18 protein-coding genes are annotated in these 20,093 nt (G+C 46.1%); 7 read left to right on the top strand and 11 right to left on the bottom strand.

Features of this window, described 5'->3' with window-relative positions; all coding sequences use genetic code 11:
- Positions 1-226 precede the first annotated feature (226 nt).
- Complete coding sequence (locus L0660_RS25665; protein ID WP_235161966.1) at positions 227-1,501, top strand: putative phage abortive infection protein; 1,275 nt, start codon at positions 227-229, stop codon at positions 1,499-1,501.
- A gap of 35 nt (positions 1,502-1,536) precedes the next feature.
- Here L0660_RS25665 and L0660_RS25660 read toward each other — a convergent pair whose 3' ends face one another.
- From L0660_RS25660 to L0660_RS25640, 5 genes are all read right to left on the bottom strand, one after another.
- The gene (locus L0660_RS25660; protein WP_235161965.1) at positions 1,537-2,295 is read right to left on the bottom strand and encodes a reverse transcriptase family protein; all 759 of its coding nucleotides are present in this window, start codon (positions 2,293-2,295) and stop codon (positions 1,537-1,539) included.
- Positions 2,296-2,359: 64 nt separating this feature from the next.
- Positions 2,360-2,659 carry a helix-turn-helix domain-containing protein gene (locus tag L0660_RS25655; protein ID WP_138480631.1) on the bottom strand — a complete coding sequence of 100 codons (300 nt, stop codon included), beginning with the start codon at positions 2,657-2,659 and terminating at the stop codon, positions 2,360-2,362.
- A gap of 69 nt (positions 2,660-2,728) precedes the next feature.
- Positions 2,729-3,037 carry a hypothetical protein gene (locus L0660_RS25650; protein WP_235161964.1) on the bottom strand — a complete coding sequence of 103 codons (309 nt, stop codon included), beginning with the start codon at positions 3,035-3,037 and terminating at the stop codon, positions 2,729-2,731.
- Between the two features lie 287 nt (positions 3,038-3,324).
- Complete coding sequence (locus L0660_RS25645) at positions 3,325-3,558, bottom strand: hypothetical protein (RefSeq protein ID WP_235161963.1); 234 nt, start codon at positions 3,556-3,558, stop codon at positions 3,325-3,327.
- A gap of 267 nt (positions 3,559-3,825) precedes the next feature.
- Complete coding sequence (locus L0660_RS25640; protein WP_235161962.1) at positions 3,826-4,293, bottom strand: hypothetical protein; 468 nt, start codon at positions 4,291-4,293, stop codon at positions 3,826-3,828.
- Positions 4,294-4,598: 305 nt separating this feature from the next.
- Between L0660_RS25640 and L0660_RS25635 the strand changes: the two genes are divergently transcribed.
- Both L0660_RS25635 and L0660_RS25630 read left to right on the top strand, forming a co-directional pair.
- Positions 4,599-4,868 (top strand): SymE family type I addiction module toxin, encoded by a 270-nt coding sequence (locus L0660_RS25635; RefSeq protein ID WP_235161961.1) that lies wholly within the window; start codon positions 4,599-4,601, stop codon positions 4,866-4,868.
- 226 nt (positions 4,869-5,094) lie between these two features.
- Positions 5,095-5,703 (top strand): dihydrofolate reductase family protein, encoded by a 609-nt coding sequence (locus tag L0660_RS25630; RefSeq protein WP_235161960.1) that lies wholly within the window; start codon positions 5,095-5,097, stop codon positions 5,701-5,703.
- Positions 5,704-5,710: 7 nt separating this feature from the next.
- On the opposite strand, the gene L0660_RS25625 is transcribed toward L0660_RS25630, so the two are convergent.
- The 3 genes from L0660_RS25625 to L0660_RS25620 form a co-directional block, all read right to left on the bottom strand.
- Entirely contained in the window at positions 5,711-6,787 is a 1,077-nt protein-coding gene (locus L0660_RS25625) for a spore photoproduct lyase family protein (protein WP_235161959.1), read from the bottom strand.
- A gap of 106 nt (positions 6,788-6,893) precedes the next feature.
- The gene (locus tag L0660_RS26435) at positions 6,894-7,199 is read right to left on the bottom strand and encodes a type II toxin-antitoxin system RelE/ParE family toxin (RefSeq protein ID WP_409013487.1); all 306 of its coding nucleotides are present in this window, start codon (positions 7,197-7,199) and stop codon (positions 6,894-6,896) included.
- Positions 7,199-7,444 carry a type II toxin-antitoxin system ParD family antitoxin gene (locus L0660_RS25620; RefSeq protein WP_235161958.1) on the bottom strand — a complete coding sequence of 82 codons (246 nt, stop codon included), beginning with the start codon at positions 7,442-7,444 and terminating at the stop codon, positions 7,199-7,201. The genes L0660_RS26435 and L0660_RS25620 overlap by 1 nt, the downstream gene beginning before the upstream one ends.
- A gap of 257 nt (positions 7,445-7,701) precedes the next feature.
- Between L0660_RS25620 and L0660_RS25615 the strand changes: the two genes are divergently transcribed.
- Positions 7,702-8,163: a glycine zipper domain-containing protein gene (locus L0660_RS25615; protein WP_235161957.1), complete on the top strand. Its 462-nt coding sequence runs from the start codon at positions 7,702-7,704 to the stop codon at positions 8,161-8,163.
- An 88-nt stretch (positions 8,164-8,251) separates the two neighbouring features.
- Here L0660_RS25615 and L0660_RS25610 read toward each other — a convergent pair whose 3' ends face one another.
- The gene (locus L0660_RS25610) at positions 8,252-9,814 is read right to left on the bottom strand and encodes a M81 family metallopeptidase (protein ID WP_235161956.1); all 1,563 of its coding nucleotides are present in this window, start codon (positions 9,812-9,814) and stop codon (positions 8,252-8,254) included.
- A 162-nt stretch (positions 9,815-9,976) separates the two neighbouring features.
- On the opposite strand from L0660_RS25610, the gene L0660_RS25605 reads away from it, so the two are divergent.
- Complete coding sequence (locus tag L0660_RS25605; RefSeq protein ID WP_235161955.1) at positions 9,977-11,260, top strand: Gfo/Idh/MocA family protein; 1,284 nt, start codon at positions 9,977-9,979, stop codon at positions 11,258-11,260.
- A 39-nt stretch (positions 11,261-11,299) separates the two neighbouring features.
- Here L0660_RS25605 and L0660_RS25600 read toward each other — a convergent pair whose 3' ends face one another.
- Together L0660_RS25600 and L0660_RS25595 are read right to left on the bottom strand one after the other, a co-directional pair.
- Positions 11,300-13,696 (bottom strand): ABC transporter permease, encoded by a 2,397-nt coding sequence (locus L0660_RS25600; RefSeq protein WP_235161954.1) that lies wholly within the window; start codon positions 13,694-13,696, stop codon positions 11,300-11,302.
- A 98-nt stretch (positions 13,697-13,794) separates the two neighbouring features.
- Positions 13,795-15,141: a hypothetical protein gene (locus tag L0660_RS25595; RefSeq protein ID WP_235161953.1), complete on the bottom strand. Its 1,347-nt coding sequence runs from the start codon at positions 15,139-15,141 to the stop codon at positions 13,795-13,797.
- Positions 15,142-15,323: 182 nt separating this feature from the next.
- Here L0660_RS25595 and L0660_RS25590 point away from each other — a divergent pair, with 182 nt between their 5' ends.
- Together L0660_RS25590 and L0660_RS25585 are read left to right on the top strand one after the other, a co-directional pair.
- Positions 15,324-18,386, top strand: coding sequence for a TonB-dependent receptor (locus L0660_RS25590; protein ID WP_235161952.1), 3,063 nt, complete (start codon positions 15,324-15,326; stop codon positions 18,384-18,386).
- Between the two features lie 36 nt (positions 18,387-18,422).
- Complete coding sequence (locus L0660_RS25585) at positions 18,423-20,093, top strand: RagB/SusD family nutrient uptake outer membrane protein (RefSeq protein ID WP_235161951.1); 1,671 nt, start codon at positions 18,423-18,425, stop codon at positions 20,091-20,093.

Raw genomic sequence — 20,093 nt, 5'->3', positions numbered from 1 at the left:
ATAGTTTAGTGAAACTGGTGTGGAGGTGGAAGTTCTTCTGATGTTGAAGGTGTTTGGTGGAATAGTGCAATTAATGAAGGTTGATTGATGTTGTGCGCTCGCGAAGTGGCAATCCACATTTACAAGTGTACCTTGATGGCATTTTGTATTTCATTCCAAACATTTTGATGTGTTTTTGTCTATTTTCATAGAAATTATCCCTTTTCTACAAAAAGACTAAATTCTTATGATGCCAGACCTTAATCAAAAGTCAAAGCCCTCTTTTAAAGACAAAATCTTACGCGAGTTTATACGAATGTCTTGGATGGAAATTGCCGCGTGGATAATAATTGTTATAGGTAATATTGTAATAGTTGGCTATCTAATAGATATGTATGCAGACGGATTCTGGCTTTTTGCCAAAACGGATGTAGAGTATGAAATAACAGGTCAATTCGGAGATTTTATTGGCGGTGTAGTTGGGACGGTTTTTGCGTTGGGAGGAACATTAATGATCATAATGTCTTTTAAAGAACAGACTGAACAAAATAGAACTGACAGATTCGAAGCAACTTTCTTTGAAATGATAAAACTACACAAAGAGAATGTTTCAGAAATGAACTACACAAAGTTTGATCCGAATACTATTTATAAAGATTCTTGTGGAAGACCAAAGCGTGGAGATATGTGGCAGTCAAATCATAAGAAGGTATTCCGAATCCTAATTGATGAATTTAAATTGTGCTACAACGAATGCAAATTGTTTATCGGATCAGATTTAATGAATGAATTTGTAAACCAGACTCATAGAGATTTTTTAATGGGATTGGTAAAGGAAAGAAATGTCAATATTGACGTCAATGAACTTGTTATGATTGATGTTGCCTATTCAATATTTTTTTACGGATTAAATAGCGAGGGTAAAGACTTGTTAGAGTACTCATTTTCAATGAAATATAACGAGCCAAGTTATAAAAAATTGATTGCATTTTTAAGTCAAAAACCAAAGCGTGAGGATGAAGACAATTGGAAAATTTGGATGGAGATTATTGGCAATCAGGGCGAATCTGATGATGATACGTCAAAGACTGAGCTTATCATTAATGTCGCAGTACTGTCATCACGTATCGAAACTAAGACGAAGTTTGCAAAGTATTATGGTGGACAACAACATCGACTGGGGCACTATTTTAGGCACTTATATCAATCATTTTCCTATTTATATGATCAGAATTGGATGGATTGGGATCGTAGATATTTCTACGGTAAAATGTTGCGAGCGCAAATGTCAACATATGAGCAATCGCTTCTATTCTTAAATAGTCTTGCCAGTATTGGAAGAAAATGGGAAATTAATTCGGACTTAATAAGTGGTCAGCAGAAAAGAAGGAATCTGATAACCTCATTCCATTTAATTAAGAATTTACCTGGATTAGGTATAGAAGGGATTACTTACAAGAAGTATTATCCGCTAGTTGCGTATGAGTCAAATGAGAAAGAAGGTGATTTTCCCGCCGCTTGATGTTACTATCCAGAAAAGTTCGTTAGCTACTAAAATTATTTTTTTGGATTATTAGTTCTTTGGATCGCTTCCAAATATCTTGTGTAAGGTTTAATGTCTTTATCGATCTCCAATTTAGCAGCCTCTTTGATTTTTTTCGGCGCGTCAATATTGTTGTTAAATACTCTAATACCAGTGATCATTTCAATGCCGGCGTAACTTGTCTTTCGGTAGCTGATCGAAAAGCCACCAGACTTAATGGTATTGAGCACCTGCTGAAGTGTAGACTGAAAGTCCGACTGAGAGGAAATTGTTATGTCATCCACGAATCGCGAGTATGTAATTTTATTCACCGAGAGTAGATGTATTATCAACTTGTCGGTCGGAAGAAATGCTAGATTGGCAATGTGAGTGCTTACTGGAATTCCCTGAGGTAGATGTCCCTTATAAGTACAAAGCTTGGTAAGGAAATGTGCACAGTGCTGGGAATAGCCTAAGTCAATAAATACTTTATTCACCTGTTTATTGGAGATCCTTGGAAAAAAATCTTTCAGATCCGTAGTGAATTTGTATTTCTTACCTTGATGAAGCTTCGCGTTGGTGATGTTACTCCTGCCTTTTACGCCACCTTGAATATATTCAGGAAAAATAATGGAGTCTAGAATATTCTTTTTAATGAGTTTTTGAAGTTCTTTTAGTTTACCCATCGACGGAGTTATCACTCTGGTTTTTGGAGTTCCATCTGGGTAAGTTTTTATCAAGCCAGTGGTTTTGTCAATTTTCTTCTCAGTCCACTCTTTGTAATATTTATCCAAATTATTACAAATGTAAATTATAGTATTGGATGATGTATTAAGAGTAACGGCTAACTTTTTTAGCTCATTTCTCTGAAACTTTAAAGAATTCATCTACGAAAGCTTTAACGGACGGACTAATCATTTTATATGCCTCGCGTTTCTCTGTTTTAACATCATCCTCTGATAAAGAGAGAAAGAATAAGAATGGAAGTGGCAGATCTAGTTTCTCACTAATAACTTTCAGCGTTGAAAGATTCGGCTCTTTCTGATTGTTTTCAATCTGAGATAAGTAGGTCTGAGTAATATCACAGCTGGCGGCGAACTCTTGTTGAGTAAGGCCTCTGTTTTTTCTTTGGTCTTTTATAGCTGTACCTAAGTCCATGAAAATAAAATTAAAAGCAACTAAGGAGTGTTCGGATCTGAAACTTCGTGATTTTCATAAGGCAGATTTTTAACATTCAATTTGGATAAACACTTTAACGATTCGTTTTACAATTTGTAAAATTTCCTCATTTGTTTTTCCTTTCTTTTTTCTTAAAAATCTTAAATCATCTAACGCTTCCTGAAAGATATTTCTATCTTCCTCCGAAAGAGAACACCGGTCCTTTAATACGGTTTCAATGTCAACAATGAAACCGTCAATGATTCGAATCTGTTTTATTCTTGGCATACTAAAAAGATTTAAGCAAAGGGACAATATTGTCCTTTCCTCACTGCCAATATCGCCTTTGCTAAGAGTGTAAGCGATGTTCTCATTCACTCCTTAATTATTCCTTTCCTCATAAAATAAATTAATTGGAAATCTGGACTAGTCACTGATACTGATAATGACTGTTGCCCAAGGTAGACCCGTACGGGTTGCTCCGAAGAACTATAAAGAATCTCCTCTTAGCTATTGCATTCGAACCATATGTCAAAGAACTTATGCAAGTATAGATATTATTACTGATAGTTAATAATATCCTCCAAAATATTTTTTTGAATATATCACCGTCTATCGGTTATAAATAGGTAACATGCTAATTTTGAGTGAATAATGAATTTTATTTAATTTAAAAAAATCGCAACCCCCTCCCCGGCACTCAATTCTTCACATTGAATCTTCATCGAAAAAATCTGAGTATTATACGGCTTACCATAAAATACCAACACCGTATTCAAATGCCACAATGCACGGGCTTCGTGTTTGGAATGGGTGAGTTCGGCTTTGCCGGTGTCGACTACGCGGTTGTTGGTTACCATTACCAAGTAGCGCGAGCGGCGGGAGAGGTTGTAGAGCATTCTGTAGGCCTTATACGTATCCTCACCGACTTTGCAGGGTGAAAGATGATGCTCGGGATTGATGGCGTCATCGACGTCGTGGTGGGTTTCTTATTGCATCCCGAAACTAGCCAGATGCGCATTAATGAGATGCAAGGCAGCGTAAAAACATGTGGTAACCTGCCAATCCAGTGAATCGGTGACGAGTTGGTTAATGTTTTCGAGAAATTTTAGATTTCGTGTAGCCTGACGGAGGTGATCTTCAAGAAGTGCCAAAAGTGTGTGGTGTTATTTGCCGAACAAAAAGTTATAATGGCTGGGAACGGGAAGCGCGTCGCATTGCTTAACAATGGTCGTCGTCATATCGAAACCATGTTTGTGATACTTTCCATTGATTTTCGCTTCTGCCATAATTAACGCTCCTTCAACATCTTTGGCGTCATCCTGGATTTCTGCCCAAACGAGAAGTTCGGAATTGTGAAAGCTCACAGCCAGTTTCAAAAACGGGGCGTCTTCGAAACTCTTCAAAAGATGAATGTAGTCAACTAGCATGTTTTGAATATAGTATTGCTGAGCCGTTTTCATGCCCGTATCCATCATATCCTGAATGCTTCCATTGATGAGCGTCTCATAGAAATGCTTTTGCTCCTCGCTGGCTACGCCTGTTTCCAATGCAAGTTGATCGACGCGAATGGATGATACAAAATCGTCAAACCAGACGTCTGTTTTATTCTTTTCTTCTGTTAAATTCTGCATGTGTAGTAGTGTTTTTGTTTAGCCTGATGGGTTCGCGAATATAAGAAGATTAGTTTGCAGATTTTACATTGACTCGACTTTACGATGAGCGTAGCAATGTATGTTTCTCAAAAACTTTTTTAAATTTTTTAACACCCTTAATAATCAACACAAAACGATCATTGTTTAGCATCTCGTGTAAAACAATTAGCAAATCACATCAAACTCCTAATCTTCAACCATCTGAAAAACAAAGTATTACAAATCACAAATTTGTAATTGCTAATCGTTTCTGTGTTAATATTGCCTAGCAAAACCTACAAACTATGACACAGGAAATAAAATCTACACCACCCACCGAGCGACACCTAACAGTTTACAGCAAACACGTTCCCCGCGCTTGGCACCAGTACGTGATAATGCCAGAAATCAGGCTTCGTGGGAAGTGGCTGCTGGATGCGGGGTTTGAATGTGGGGATGAGGTTACGGTGCGGTGTTTTGGGAATAAATTGGAGATTACGCTTAATCCTCTGCCGGAGCCGGAACCTGCGCCGGTTCGGAAACGGCGGTTCCGGCGCAGTGAGGTGCTTTCCTAGGCTTCGCTATTTCAGCTTTTTTCGGAGCCAGGGTCTGGTGGGTTATGCATAGCCAATGACGTAGCCGGAGAACAGGAAAAAGAAGTTCACAGCAAGATAGCCGTGGTTGACAACATTTGTTGTCGCATTCGCCCCTCCGAATCGCCGCATTCACACCGCGTTTGTTCCCATACGTTTGCTGAACTTGCACCCGTCAAACAAATCTTCAACATTAACTTTAAACATCATGAGAAGGATCGTCATCAATGAACATTTGAGTTTGGACGGGGTTATTCAGGGGCCTGGTGGGCCGGATGAAGATACGTCGGGTGGTTTTGAGCTGGGTGGCTGGTCTGCGAATTATGCGGATGAGGTTACCAGGGAATCGCTTTTTGCTGTGCTGAATGCGGATTATGATCTGCTTTTGGGGCGGGTTACATTCGATATCTGGGAACCGTATTGGCCGAAGCAGGAAGGGCCGATTGCGGAGAAATTTAATGGGATTAAAAAATATGTTGCTACCAAAACGCTTTCGGAAGCGAGTTGGGAGGGCACTGTTTTGCTTAATGGTGACACGGTTGAGCAGATCAAGGAGCTGAAAGCCAGTGACCGGCCTGATTTGCACATGTGGGGCAGCGCTGATTTTATTCAGACACTGTTTCAAAATGGCCTGGTCGACCAGATGAATGTCTGGATTTATCCGGTGGTGCTGGGCAAGGGAAAGAGACTATTTGCCGGAGGAACATTACCGAGCGGCCTCAAAATGACCAAGCACGCGGTGTCTTCCACGGGTGTGGTCTGCGCCTCGTTTGAATTCAATGGAGAAGTGCCGGTCGGTAATGCTGCGGACGATTGAGCGATTGCTAGAATGCGTAACGGATCTGGCAATAAGGTAACTGTTCTTTCACTGCATTCACCAGCTCACTTACGATCTCGCGCTTAATGTTGTTTTTGTAACGAACATTTTTCTGGCCGGTCTGGCTGTATTTCACCTGCTGGATTTCTGGCTTCCAAAGCACTTCTTCGGCTTTGGGATGCCAGCCCATATTCACTTCGTGAAGCCAGTCGTTGTGGGTCAGGAAAATGATCTCGGTCGCGAGCTGCGCTTTGGTGGCTTCGTCCAGGACGTCGTTCATTTCGTCAAACAGCGCATACCAGTCGTCGAGCCAGCCTTCGTAGTAAATGACGGGTGCAAAACTCACATTTACCTCATAACCAGCCTTCCGGAATTCGTTCATGACCGCAATACGCTCGCTGACGGGCGTCGTACGGACGTCGACCAGCTTGGACATCTGGTGCGGCATCAGGCTGAAACGGATGCGGGTTTTGCGCTGCGGATCGTAACTGAGCATTTCCCGGTTTACAAATTTCGTAGCGAATGTAAGCTTGGCATTGGGAAGATCCTTATACAGGTCGATCAGGTTTTTGACATTGTCACAAATGGCCGCATCGGCAGAGCAATCGCCGTTTTCCCCGATTTCATACACCCAATATTCCGGGTCAATGGCGTCCGGCTCGGTCTTGATTCCTTGTCGCCCTGCGTGACCGCGGAGATATTTCATGATCTGCTCAATGTTAACAAAAATCGAAATCGGATTGGCATAACCCTTGCGCCGCGGCACATAGCAATAGGAGCACGACATGGTGCAGCCGTTGGACTGCGAAGGCGCTACCCAATGCGAGCTGCGCGTATTGGCCCGACAGGTCAGGCCTTTCTTCGTCCCCAGGATCAGAACATTCTTTTTGTTCCAAAGCCAATCATCGACTGAGCCTTCGAAGCCAAAAAGCTCCGGGATTTTCCAATGCGAATCCACTTCAATGCGCTTTGCATCAGGATATTTGGCTAAAATCTCCCGTCCGCGTTCATAGGCAGGAACGTCCGGTTCCATGTAAATTTCATGGATTGTAAGCAGGTCGTCAATGGTTTTCTGATGAAGCATAGTGATGAAGTTTCCGGCCTTTCGACAAAAAGCCTGCCAGCAACGGCTTAGCTTGGAAACGTATGTTACTATGGAAAACCGGTGGGCAACGGTAGGTTATAAGATTTCACTCTCGAACATTAAATTGCTTTTCGACGTCCATGCTGACGTGTAGCACCCGAATAATTTCTATGTTATAATCCGGCGACTTTCGATAAAAAATTTGATGTTTTATGAAAAGACATTTAAAATATCCCTCCCTGATATGCTCGGCAGGCTTACCTTCGATTCGTTTGTCGCCAAGCGCTTGAAAACAGTTTAACAAACCGTCCAGGTATTTTTCAGCTTGATTCGAGGACCATTCGCGTAAGGTGTATTCCCAAATGTTTTCAAGATCATTTTGAGCAGCCTTACTGATTCGGTAATTCAACATTAGATCTTGGTCCTACGTTTTAGACCTGTTTTGAATTTCTCTGGATCGAAATTTTCAACCCAGCCGCTTTGTTCTCCGTCGATCAAAGCCTGTCTTAGCAACAGCAGCTTTTCCTCTTCCTGTTCCAATAACCGCAACCCGGCACGCACGACCTCGCTTGTAGATGCATAGCGACCTGAGTTAACCTGGTTTTGAATAAAAGAATCAAAATGCTGGCCAATTGATATGGATGTGTTTTTCGGCATATTCCTTACCTATCAAAGTGTTAATGAGGTGAAAGTACCAAAAATTGGTATCAGTTGAAAACTTGGTCTTGAAATTGTGGTTGAATAGATGCCATTTTCAAAAACACCTCAGAATTGTAGACAACCTCACCACTTTGTACAATCGAAGGATGGCGTTTCCCCGTATCGGGCTCTGGAAGCCGGATGCGGGGAATGGGTTTAATTACTTTGGCACGGTTTTAGGACTAATCCGTGATGTTAACCAACCTAACATCAAAATGAACAAGTTACCCATTTCGATCATCAGTGCGGCAATTTTCATGGCATCGTGCAACAGCGGCACTAATAAAGAGGCTGCTTTACTGAAAGAAAAACAGTTCGCGATCGATTCTATGAAGCATGTGATGGAGAAAAAAGCGATTGTGGATTCAATGAATACAGTGATGGCCAATCGCGAAGCAGAGAAAAAGGCTGAGGAAGCACGTGTTGCGGAAGCAAAAAATACCGAGGCTGTTGCGACAAGCACAGCAGCGCCAGCAGAACGACGTAAAAAAGGATGGAACCACACGGCAAAAGGAGCCGTAGTAGGGGCGGGAACGGGCGCAATTACAGGAGCACTTGTTAACAAAAAACGTGGTGAAGGTGCATTGGTAGGGACATTGATCGGTGCTGGTGTAGGAGCCGGAACCGGTGCATTGGTAGATAATTCACAAAAGAAGAAAAGAAGAAATAATAACTAATCAAACACATTTAAGGCAAACACACACAAATAGGCAGCGATCTCACTTTATGTGAGATCGCTTTTCTGTTGAATGCCATTTGCACAAATTATTTGGCGCCGGAAGCTGGCACGAACTGCGCTTTCAAATCAGGATCTTTCATATCCTTGTCCAGTGGAAACATAGGTCTTTTAATGCGTTTGTAGCCCAGCGTTTCCAAATTTTGATCCACTCCGCCGGGCGTTAATGCCAATATCCAGTCGGCGCGCATGTTGTAAAGCTCGGGTTCGAGGTAACCGATTTTAACCACCACAATGTCCGCTTTCCTTGGGTTCAGACCTAATCTTGTAAAATCCGCTTCCTTATGGTAGGGTTTGCGTTTAGCGGTTACAATGATTCGCACGCTTCCTACCTTTACAACGACCTCGGTTTCTGCATTGTGGTCACCGTGCTCTATGGCCTCCACAGTGCCTACAAGATGGAGCGGCGGTGCCAGGCGGGAATCCACTTTTGCACCCGCATAGCCATCGACTTTATTGCCCACACCGGCTGCTATGGCTGCTTTGACGAGATCCGGACCAGGAATGGAGGCGTAAATGAGTGCCGGGCCATTGTCCTTTTTAAACTCAGGACGGGCCAAAATTTCCTGCAATGTCCAGGTTACATCTCCTGCGCCGCCAGCCGTCGGGTTATCTCCCGAATCGCTGATAAAGAATGGGTGTTTCTGGCTTTTTACAGCTTTGTCCAGGGCTTCTTTTAATGTGCCCGTCGGTGCAACGAATTCGAATTCTGACCTTACTTTCCAGAAGCTGGCGGCCAGTTCCTCCGCCGTTTTGGATACAACAGCTTTATCATCGCCGGTTACCATCACAACAGCGTGGTTACGAGGCTCGTCTGCCCAGGCATAACCAATCCATATCGCCGCATCGATCACGCCAGGCTGGGCCGCAGCGGGAGCCACTTTGGAATATAATGTTTTACCAGGCTCAATCCGGGTACTCGTTTTTTCACCCGGCAAAAGGATCGGAACCGGGATCCAGGCCTTAAATGCAGGTTTTCCTTTGCCGCTTTCAAGCCGTGAGAGCAGATTGTCAACCGCGCGTTTTTTGGATTGCATGGCATCTTCGTGCGGGGCCATCCGGTAGCAAGTGATAAGGTCTGTATTTTGCGCCAGCCGCCAGGATACATTGCCATGCAAGTCCATGGAAGTTGAGATAACGGTTTTCATGCCGATCACTTCGCGGATCCGCACAATGAAATCACCTTCCGGATCATCCAGTCCCACCACGCTCATAGCGCCGTGAATGTCGAAGAAAAGTCCGTCATAGGGAGCGCCTTTTTTTAGCAATGCCAAGGTTTGCTTTACAAGCGATTCATAGGCCTCACGCGTCACCGCACCGCCAGGAAGCGATTTTCCCATCAAAGCAGGAACCCAGTCGGCACGGCCGCGGTTGGCCGAGTCTTTGGCGAGAAATGGGTATGAAGTAAAAATATCGGCGCCATATTTTGCTTTAAAAGCTTCCTCGGTGGTCAGGGCAGGGGAGAACGTGCTCGACTCTATGCCCAGTCCCGCAATGGCCACGCGGGGAAGCTTTTTGTCGGCATTGCTCTGCGCATTGATTTGGGTGAGGATAAGACAAAAACAAAAAATCAGAAAAGGAGAATGTTTCATATGCGATACGTTACCAAAGTGGGGTTAGGATTGCTTTGGTTTGAAAAATAGGTAAAAAACCGGAGAATTTAAGCTTAACCCCATGTGCTTCTTAGAGTAATTTTTACCTTTCAATGGCCTTTAAATCAAATACAAATCACCGAAAACCTTAATCCCAAAACCATGAGTGTGCATACCAACAGGAGAGATTTTGTTAAAATGGCCGGGCTCGGCGCGCTTGGCTTCACGATTTTGCCATCTCTTTATGGCAAAGCTGCCGCCAGCGACCGGCTGCGTATTGCACACATTGGCGTGGGTGGAATGGGAAATAATCACATGAAATGGTTTGCCGATCTGCCGGAAGTCGAAATTGTGGCGCTTTGCGATGTGGATGAGCTGCATCTGGGTGAAACAAAAACAAAGCTGGAAGCCATGAAGCCTGGCATTAAAGTGGATACTTATGGCGATTTCCGGAGGATACTTGATCGCAAAGACATTGACGCCATCACCGTCGCCACACCGGATCACTGGCATGCGCAGATTGCTACGCTGGCATTTCAGGCCGGGAAGGATGTGTATGGCGAGAAACCGCTCTCTTACTGTCAGCGCGAAGGCAAAATGATGCTGAAACACATGGAAAAGAACAATCGCATTTTCCAGATGGGCAACCAGATCCATGCAGGCGATAACTTTCACAGGGTGGTTGAAATCATCAAATCGGGAGCCATCGGGAATGTGCACACGGTGCGCTTATGGAAGCAGTCGACCACCAAAGAGCTGGGCTCGCCCACTGTTCAGCCCGTGCCAAAAACGCTGAATTGGGATATGTGGCTCGGGCCGGCGCCATTTACGGAATACATACCGGAAAAATGTCATTTTACATATCGCTATTTTCTGGATTACTCGGGAGGGGAATTTGCCGATTTCTGGTGCCACATTGCGGATGTCGTGTATTCCGCCATTCAGCCAAAAGGTTTGAAAAAAATTAATGCAAGAGGGCAAGCCTACACCGGCATTGCCGATGCGCCAAAGACATTAGATGTCGATTATGAATTTGACGGATTGAAAATTTTCTGGACCACATTGCCTCCCAACATTCCCGGTGCGGCAGAGCAGGGGATAGGGGCATTTTTTGATGGGGATAAAGGAACGCTCATGTGCGATTACAACACCCGGAAGATCAACATTAACGGCGAAACAATGACCGATATAGCCACCGTTCCCATCACAAACCCAAGGTCACCGGGTCACCAGCAAAACTTCGTCGACGCAGTTAAAGCCAGAACACAACCCGAATCCAACCTCGCTTACGCCCGCGATCTCACCATCCCCATGCACCTGGGCCTCATTTCCTACCGCCTTAAAAGAGAACTAACCTGGAATGCCGACAAAGAAAAGTTCGTAGGAGACAAAGAAGCAAACAAGCTACTCTCCCGCAAGCCGAGGAAGGAGTGGGATTTGGTGTAGAATAACAGCTAAGCTCATACTGTATTTTAGGTGCTAACATTACTGCACTTTCAACGCATCCGTCGGATTCATCCGTGCGGCTTTTAGGGATTGGAAGCCGATGGTGGTTAGGGTGATTATAAGCATTAAAAGGGTTGTGATAATGAAGATGCCTGCGTTGATATGGATGTGATATGCGAAGTTTTGCAGCCATTGGTTAGTCAGCCACCAGCCCAGCGGGAATGCAATGGTTATGGCTATGATCATCAGGATCATAAAGTCCTTAGTTAACATCGTCACAACATTGCCAGCGGTTGCGCCGAGCACTTTCCGGACGCCGATTTCCCGTCGTCGGCGATTGGCCGTGAATGCTGCGAGGCCGTATAAGCCGAGGCAAGAAATGATGATTGCCAAGGCAGCGAAATATTTGGCCAGTTGTGCTACAAGTTGCTCCGACGCGTACTGGTGCTGAAAATCGTAGTCCAGGAACTGGTAGTTAAAGGCGTAGCCGGGATTGAAACTTTTATGAAATGCCTGGATATTTTGTAATGTTTGTTTTTGATTCCCAGCGGTGATCCTGGCCATTACCAGCATTGTTTCCGCCGGGGAAATGTAGAGGATAAATGGCCGGACCGCTTCGTGTAAGGAGTTGAAATGGAAGTTCTTGGCTACTCCCACAACCTGCATTTTCTGCCCGCTTATCATCACCATTTTACCGATCGGGTCGCGAAGTTCCATGGCCTTTACAGCTGCCTCATTCAGAATGATGTTGGATGCTTCATTACCATAGCGTTTTGAGAAACTGCGTCCTTCCGCTATTTGAATGTTCATTGTTTCGATCAGGTCGTAGTTGACAGGCATGCGGAAGAACCGGATCTTGTCGTCAGCATTTTTCCCTTCCCAACGAACGCCTGCGCCATTGCCCGGCAGCATGGCAGGCAGTATCATCTTTTGCTGGATGCTGGAAGCATTAATCACCCCAGGAACTGATTTCAATTGCGCAAGGAACGATTCCGCTTGTTCCGCAACACGACCATTCATTTCAAAATAAACAACATTATCCTTATCGTAACCGGGACTTTTCTCCTGAACATAATTGATTTGCCGGTAAACGACCATTACAGAAACGATGAAAACAATGGATATGCTGAACTGAAAAACAACCAATCCTTTCCGCACCAAAACCTCTCCCCATGAGCTTGCTAACCCACCTTTCAACGTAAGAGAAGGATTAAAACGGGACAAATGAAACGCTGGATAACTGCCTGCCAATAATCCGGTTCCGACTGCTGCGCCGCACATGATCAGGATGGTCCCTGCATCAAAATGCAGGGAAAGTGCCTTGCCGGTCATGTGACTGAATTGCGGCAGAAGCGCCCAGGTGATGAAAATCGCAATAGATAATGCAAGGAAGCTCATAACCATTGACTCGCTGAGGAACTGCAAGACCAATGTGCCACGCCTTGCGCCCAGCGCTTTCTTAACACCCACTTCCTTCATGCGCATAGAAGCTTTGGCCGTCGAAAGATTCATAAAATTAATGCACGCAACGAGCAGGATAATGATGGCTATGCATGAAAAAAGTCTGACATAGGTGATCTTTCCGCCCGTTTGTACGCCATTCTTATAGTTACCAAAGAGATATGCGTCGGAATATTTGCGGAGGAATAATGTGGAAGTTGAATCGTTGAAGGCGGTTTTTGTCAGGCCAGCCAGCTTTTGGTTGATATGATCTATGTCCGTGCCCTTTTTTAGCACAACAAAATTATCAAACGGGCCGCTGCTTGTGCGTTTATCGCCTTTCGGCACAATCTGATTCCAGGCATCCATGGATAGCAGGAATTCGTGCTGCTGGGATGAGTTTGCGGGGAAATCGGCGAAGACGCCGGTCACCATGCATTTACCTGAAAATGCCTGCCATTTCCATTCCATAATTTTCCCGATGGCCAGTTCGGGCTTCCGAAACAGCTTAAAAGCCAGTGTTTGAGAGATTGCAATGGCGTTTTTATTGTTAAGCACCTCACTCGCCCGTCCTTGTATGAGCGGGACGGAAAATGCATGGAAGAAGTCACCGCTGACAAAGTTTCCTCCCGCGCTGATGGTGTTGCTGCCCGCCGTTAAACTGAATGTTTGAAACCACGAAGCGGGCGTTGTCGTCACAGCCGTTTCCACTTCCGGTAGGTCCCTTAAAAGCGTTTCGCCCATCTGATCACCGGTTGCGTTGGAAGTAGCAATGCGGTTTCCAGCTTTTTCATGGATCATCACCTCATAAAGTTGATCGTCGTTCTCATAAAACCTGTCAAAATTCAGCTCGCTTCTGACCCATAGAGATATGAGTAATGCGCAGGCCAGACCCGTGGACAGCCCAAGCAAATTGAGCAAAGTAAATTGCTTATCCTTCAACAGATAGCGCCAGGAATTTTTGAGATGATTGCGAAGGACGTCGAGGTTTAGCATATGGTTTATAGCTTACATTTAGTGGTTTAGGCACGGAATGTAAGTATGCTAATTTCTATTTAATATAAAAGAAATTTATATCTAAAAAAGTACACCCATCAAAAATTGCCGGCAAAGCTTTTCCCCGTTTTCAAATCTTTCAGCATAACAGAATCGATAGCCCCGATGCCTGAAAATGAAATGCCGAGTCCATAGACCTGTTTCAGCGGCTTTTTATAATTTGTTTCAAAAACTTCTTTTGCATTGATAAACAGGCGGACATGCTTGTCTACAACTTTCAATGTTACGGTGCCGCCTGTGTGGAGGTCCACGCCAAGGAAATTGAGCTGGTTGAGCTCGCCGGGCTTGGTCACTTCGGAAAATTGCAGGTTCGTCCAATGCGTGCAACCGGGCTTCATTACATCGAACACATGCTTGGATGATTCTCCAAAAACGGTCACCCGCACCTGAGAGCAGCGTACGCCGGCGCGGGGGGCGGAAGTGTTGAGTTTGATGAAGAGCTCGAAGTTATCTGCGTCAATGTCTGTAAGTTGCGTATTGATGAAGTCCACAAAAAAGGTGCGGTTTGTGTCAATGCCCGCGCGCGAAACTTCCAGCGCACTTACGCTTTTTTTGTCTCTGGTCAGCAGATTTTGAATGTCGATCGGGTAAACCCTTGTTGTGTCGTACATCATTTTGGCCGTCGCCGTCCAGCCGTTCGTTTTGAGATAAACCGATGCAGTGTCCAAGGTCACGCCATTCCGCTTTAAAATGGCTGAGTACCGGCCCGGAACTTCATAGTAATGCGAATAGAGACTGTCGCCCTCGATCAGCGAAATGCGCCTGCCATCGCCAAAATCAATGGTGTAATGTTCTTTGTTTACATCATAACTTTCGGGAATCCCACGCACAACAAACGCTGCTGAATGCGGATTTTCGCCAACTGGATTCTGGCAAACAAGCGCAGCATCAACCGGTGCGGACGGCGAGAAAAACAGCTCGTAACCTGCAAATGCAACAGCAGCAATGACCGCGGCCAGCATCAAGCCCACATAAGCTGGACCCATTTTCCGCCGCTTTCTGACTGGCGCCAGTTTGGGCTCGTCGGGTAAAATGGCTTCAAAATAAGGCTGCGCTGTTCGTACAGGATCCTTGGTAACAATGGCGTGGCGGGGAGCTGCGGATACAAACTTTTCCCAATCGCCATAGCCGACGTAACCGGCCAGCGCGTCGCGGGTGGCTTTCTGCGGATAGTAACGGACGTCGGTTTTGATTTTCCCAAAGATCCTTTTCAGTGTATTCGGGCTGATCTGGACATTTGTTTTTTTATAAAGAATATACCCCAGCCGCACATAGTCGCTGTTGGTCCAGGAGCCGATATCAGACTTGCCATACATTTCACTCACCAGCCGGCAGCAGTGATCCAGATGATCCAAAGAGCTTGCCCTGGCTTGTCCATTCTCCATATTTTGAAAGCAATAATCTACTAAAAATCAATTGTTTAGGTTGTCCATTCTTTTGATCAAGCAAATGGTCAGGATCGGCTTGGCTTAACCAAATTATCCAAAATTATATTTGCATAATCAAATAACATATCCCTCCGTCTTACCATTGAAAATCAACCCTAAACGCTAACCTATTAAAACTTATGAGACAAAAAATTCTACTGAGTTGCGTTCTCTTATTTGGCTGGCTTGCGCCTTTGCTCGCGCAAACCCGGCAACTGTCCGGCAAGGTCGTTGACGAACAGGCGAAGGAACTTCCCGGCGTCAGCATTGTAATCAAAGGCACGCAGCAGGGGACGGTCACGGATGTAAACGGGCTGTATCAACTAGCCGTTCCGGAATCCGGCTCGCCGATATTGACATTCTCCTTCGTGGGTTACCAGGCACAGGACGTTCCCCTGAACGGACGTACAACCCTTGACGTTACCCTCGCACCCAACGATCAGTCGCTGGCGGAAGTTGTGGTGGTAGGTTACGGAACGCAGAAGAAAAAAGACCTGACGGGTGCCATTTCCACGATCAGTTCCAAAGACGTGGCGGGGCGGCAGACATTGCAGGTTTCGGACGCATTGCAGGGAAGTGTGGCCGGCGTTTCGGTGACGCGTACAGGCGGCGCGCCCGGCTCCGGCTCCAACATTCTGATCCGAGGCATAACCACCATTGGCACGAACAACCCGCTCGTTGTCGTTGACGGTGTGCCCGTGGCCAGCATTGATAATGTTAATCCCGGCGACGTGGAGAGCGTTACGGTTTTAAAAGACGCTTCTTCGGCTGCCATTTATGGTTCCAGGGGTGCAGCCGGGGTTATCCTCGTGACAACTAAACGGGCAAAATCAGGACAGAGCAGTTTGGAATATACCTACGAATACGGCGTCCAGCGCGCTACGGCCAAGCCTTCGTATGCGGGCGTTCAGGATTATATGCGCTACTTCAATGAGCAGGCAACGAATGATGGCGCAAGCCAGGGCCCGTTTGCACAGGCGCTAATTGATTCATATTTAGATAGTAACCGTGTTAATCCGGACCTTTTCCCAAACACCGACTGGCAGAAATCGATCATTAACAGGTCCTCTGCACCCCGGCAACGCCACGACATTGTGTTCACGATGGGCACGGGGAAAATCAGCACAAAAGCTTCGCTGGGATATGCCAGTGCGGGTGCATTTTATGATAACCGCAATTATAACCGCTATTTGTTCCGCATTAACAACGACCTGCAAGTGAGCAAGAAGCTGGGCATTAATCTGGATGTGTTTTATAAAAGAACAGCCAATCAGGGCAATGGTAACGAGCTGCTTACCACCGGCGCGTACAATCCGATATACGAAGCACGCGTAATGCCGCCGATTTATGATGATGTGTATGCCAATGGTAAACTTGCCCTTGGAAAAGACGGCCGTAATCCGCTGGCCCAGCTGCGGGAAGGTGGTTTTACCAAAACTTTGAATAACCAGATCGGCGGGAGAATGTCTTTAAATTACAAACCCATCGACGGACTGACGTTAACGGCGCTGGTTGCGCCGGTTTTTGATTTGGATAAAAATAAATTTTTCTCAAAACAAGTGCGATTCACCAATCCGGACGGCTCCAACAGCACAGTTGTGAACCAGGCCAGGACTGTTTTAACCGAAGGAAGGTCGGAAGGCATTGCGATCAACGGGCAAGTGCTGGCCAATTATGTCAAAGAATTCAAAAGCGGGCATAGCATTGATGTGCTGGGCGGTTTTGAGGAAAATTACCGCTCTCTGGAAAACCTGGGCGCGATCAGAAGTGGTTTTGCATTAACTGATTACCCTTATCTCAATTCAGGCTCAACCGAGCTGCGGGATAACTCCGGAAGCGCAAATGAGTCGGGCCTGCATTCCTTTTTTGGGAGATTGCAATACAGCTATAAAAGCAAATATTCTTTACAAGGAAACCTGCGTTCAGACCTGTCGTCGCGTTTTGCGAATGCTTACCGCAGAGCAGTATATCCCTCGCTTTCAGCTGGATGGACTATTTCGGAGGAGCAATTCATGAAGGATATACGCTGGTTGTCTTTTCTGAAACTGAGAGGTTCGTGGGGAAAGGCGGGCAACGAGCGCTTGCTTAACAAGGACGGCAATCCGGCCTATTATCCTTATCTGGCAACCATTGATTTTTCAACTGCATTGTTTTACCAGAATGGCGGCGTGGTTCCCTTAACAGGCGGCGGGCAGCAGGTTTACGCAGTTGAAAATATCAGCTGGGAGACCAGCCGCACCACGGATATCGGTCTGGATGCTGCGTTTTTGAACGACAGGCTCACCTTGGGAGCAGACTATTATATGAAGAAAACAACGGACATTCTGCTGCCGCTCGACATTCCGCTTTATCTCGGATACGACAAACCGAACCAGAATGCAGGTGTCCTGAAAGTAAAAGGATGGGAACTTGAAATGGCGTGGCGCGACCGGATAGACAAACTGACTTACTCGGTTTCCGCCAATCTTTCGGACGCCAAATCAACAGTCGGCGATCTCAAAGGCACGGAGTTCCGGGAAGACCAGATCATTCGGAACGGGAGCGAGTATAACGAGTGGTTTGGGTATATCTCTAATGGTTTGTTCCAGACGCAGGACGAAATCAATGGCGCGCCTGTGCTGAATGTTACTACCAAGCCCGGCGACGTCCGTTACGTTGACATTAACAAGGATGGCAAGATTACAACGGATGATAAAGTGCTCCTCGGAGGCGCATTACCGCGCTATTTGTACGGCGGAAACCTGCGCGCCGACTATGCCGGATTTGATTTTGGTGTTAGTTTTCAGGGCGTGGCCAAAAAGCTTTCGAGGCTGAACAGCGAGGCTGTGCAGCCATTTGCAGAGGCTTTCGGGAATATGCCTGCGGATATGATCGGAAAGTTCTGGAGCGTGAACAATACTGCTGAACAAAACCAGCAAGCCACATATCCACGCCTTTCGCGGACTTCCAACGCAGCCAATTACGCGCTCTCGGATTACTGGCTGATTAATGGCGGCTATTTCAGGCTGAAAAACGTCACATTGGGATACACCTTGCAGCAACCGGGCGTGAAGAAGGTCGGCATACAGTCGCTGCGGTTTTATGTGTCGGCCAATGATGTTTTTTCGCTTAGCAAATTTCCGAAATACCTGGATCCGGAATCGGCAAGCTATGCTTACCCGATCGTGACAACGCTGATGGCCGGTGCAACAATCCGGTTTTAAGGCTTCCGGTTTTATAAAAAATCAAAATCACTGATCATGAAAAAATTAATATATGTCCTGCTCATGACATCGGTTTCGGCCTGTCATACTCTCGATCTCAACCCGCTGTCGGAGGCGTCCACTGCTACATTCTATTCCAATCAGACCGAGCTGGAACTGGCTGTGAATGACTTGTACAGAATCACATTCTGGGGCAATGATAATGAACTTTTCAGCGATAACGAATGGCACCGCGCCCAGCTGACCAACGCCGTGATCGGCGGAACGATGAACGCTGATGACGTGCCCGTGCAAACTTACTGGCTCAACAGCTACAAAGCCATTGCCCGCGCCAATTCGTTTCTCGCCAACAAAGACAAAGCAGCTGCCAGCACGCCCGCAGCGATCCTTTTAAGACTGGAAGCAGAAATGCGGTTGATCCGGGCCTATCAGTATGCACGCCTGATCACGCATTTCGGGGACGTTCCGCTGATGACCGAGCCTGTTACATTGGCTGAATCTTACGGCATCGCGCGCACAAGTCAGGAGGAAGTGCTGGCATTTGTTTTCGCCGAGCTTGATTTTGCCGCCGCAAATTTGCCTGCAAACTATGGAGCTGCCGAAGTGAAACGGCTGACAAAAGGCGCAGCATTGGCTGTTGAGGCGCGCACGGCTTTGCATTTGGGTAAATGGAAGATTGCGAAAGAAGCTTCCGAAGCGGTTATGAAATTGGCCACTTATTCCTTGCACGATTCCTATTCTCAGCTTTTTGTAAAAGCAGGCGAAAGCAGTAAGGAGCTGATCATCAGCATTCCCAGAGATGAAAAACAGCAGGTTTTTGGCAATACAGCTTATGTCCAGGACAACATTTCGCGCAACGCGGGCGGCTATGGCGCACAATTACCGACGCGTGATTTGATGGACGCCTATGAATGTGTGGACGGAAAGCTGATTGACGAATCGCCGCTCTACGACCCTAAAATGCCCTTCAAAAACCGGGACCCGAGATTGAATGCGACCATCGTAGAGTTTAACACGCAATGGCTGGGTTATAACTACACGCCGCATCCCGACTCGCTGACGATTTTTAGTGTGAAAGAAAACAAAAAAGTCCCAAACAAGGACACACGTGCAGTGGCTGCATTTGCAAGTTTTACGGGTTTTCTTTGGAAAAAAGGGATTGATCAAACCTGGCCGGAGCGGCTCGTTGAAGACAATGATGCCATCATAATCCGCTATGCAGAAATGCTGCTGACCTACGCGGAAGCGAAAATTGAACTGGGCGAAATTGACGAAACGGTCGTGAATGCGATCAACCAGGTGCGGGCGCGGGCCTATGGCGTTGCGGTGGACAAAACAACCGCTTACCCGGCCATTAAGCTCTCCAATGCCGCCACTTTACGGCAGATACTCCGCCGCGAGCGCCGCGTGGAGTTTCCCCGGGAAGGTTTGCGCTACATGGATCTGATCCGGTGGAAGTTGGCAGAAAAAGTGCTTGTCAAACCTGTGATAGGCCTGCCTGATCCGGCTGCACAGAACCGTGCAAAATGGCCGTTTCCAGGAGTGACGCCGATTGATGCGGATGGCATTGCGGATTATAGCGGCTTTGGAACAGATGTAAAAGTCATCGCACAACGCAATTTTGATAAAACAAGACAATATCTCTGGCCGATTCCTGCCGTCGAGCGCCGCGTAAATCCGGGAATTACCCAAAATACAGGTTACTAA

Source organism: Dyadobacter sp. CY351 (assembly GCF_021502625.1).
GTDB classification, from domain to species: Bacteria; Bacteroidota; Bacteroidia; order Cytophagales; family Spirosomataceae; genus Dyadobacter; species Dyadobacter chenhuakuii.
The sequence above is the reverse complement of the archived record's forward strand: the minus strand, read 5'-3'. Positions and strand labels throughout refer to the sequence as shown.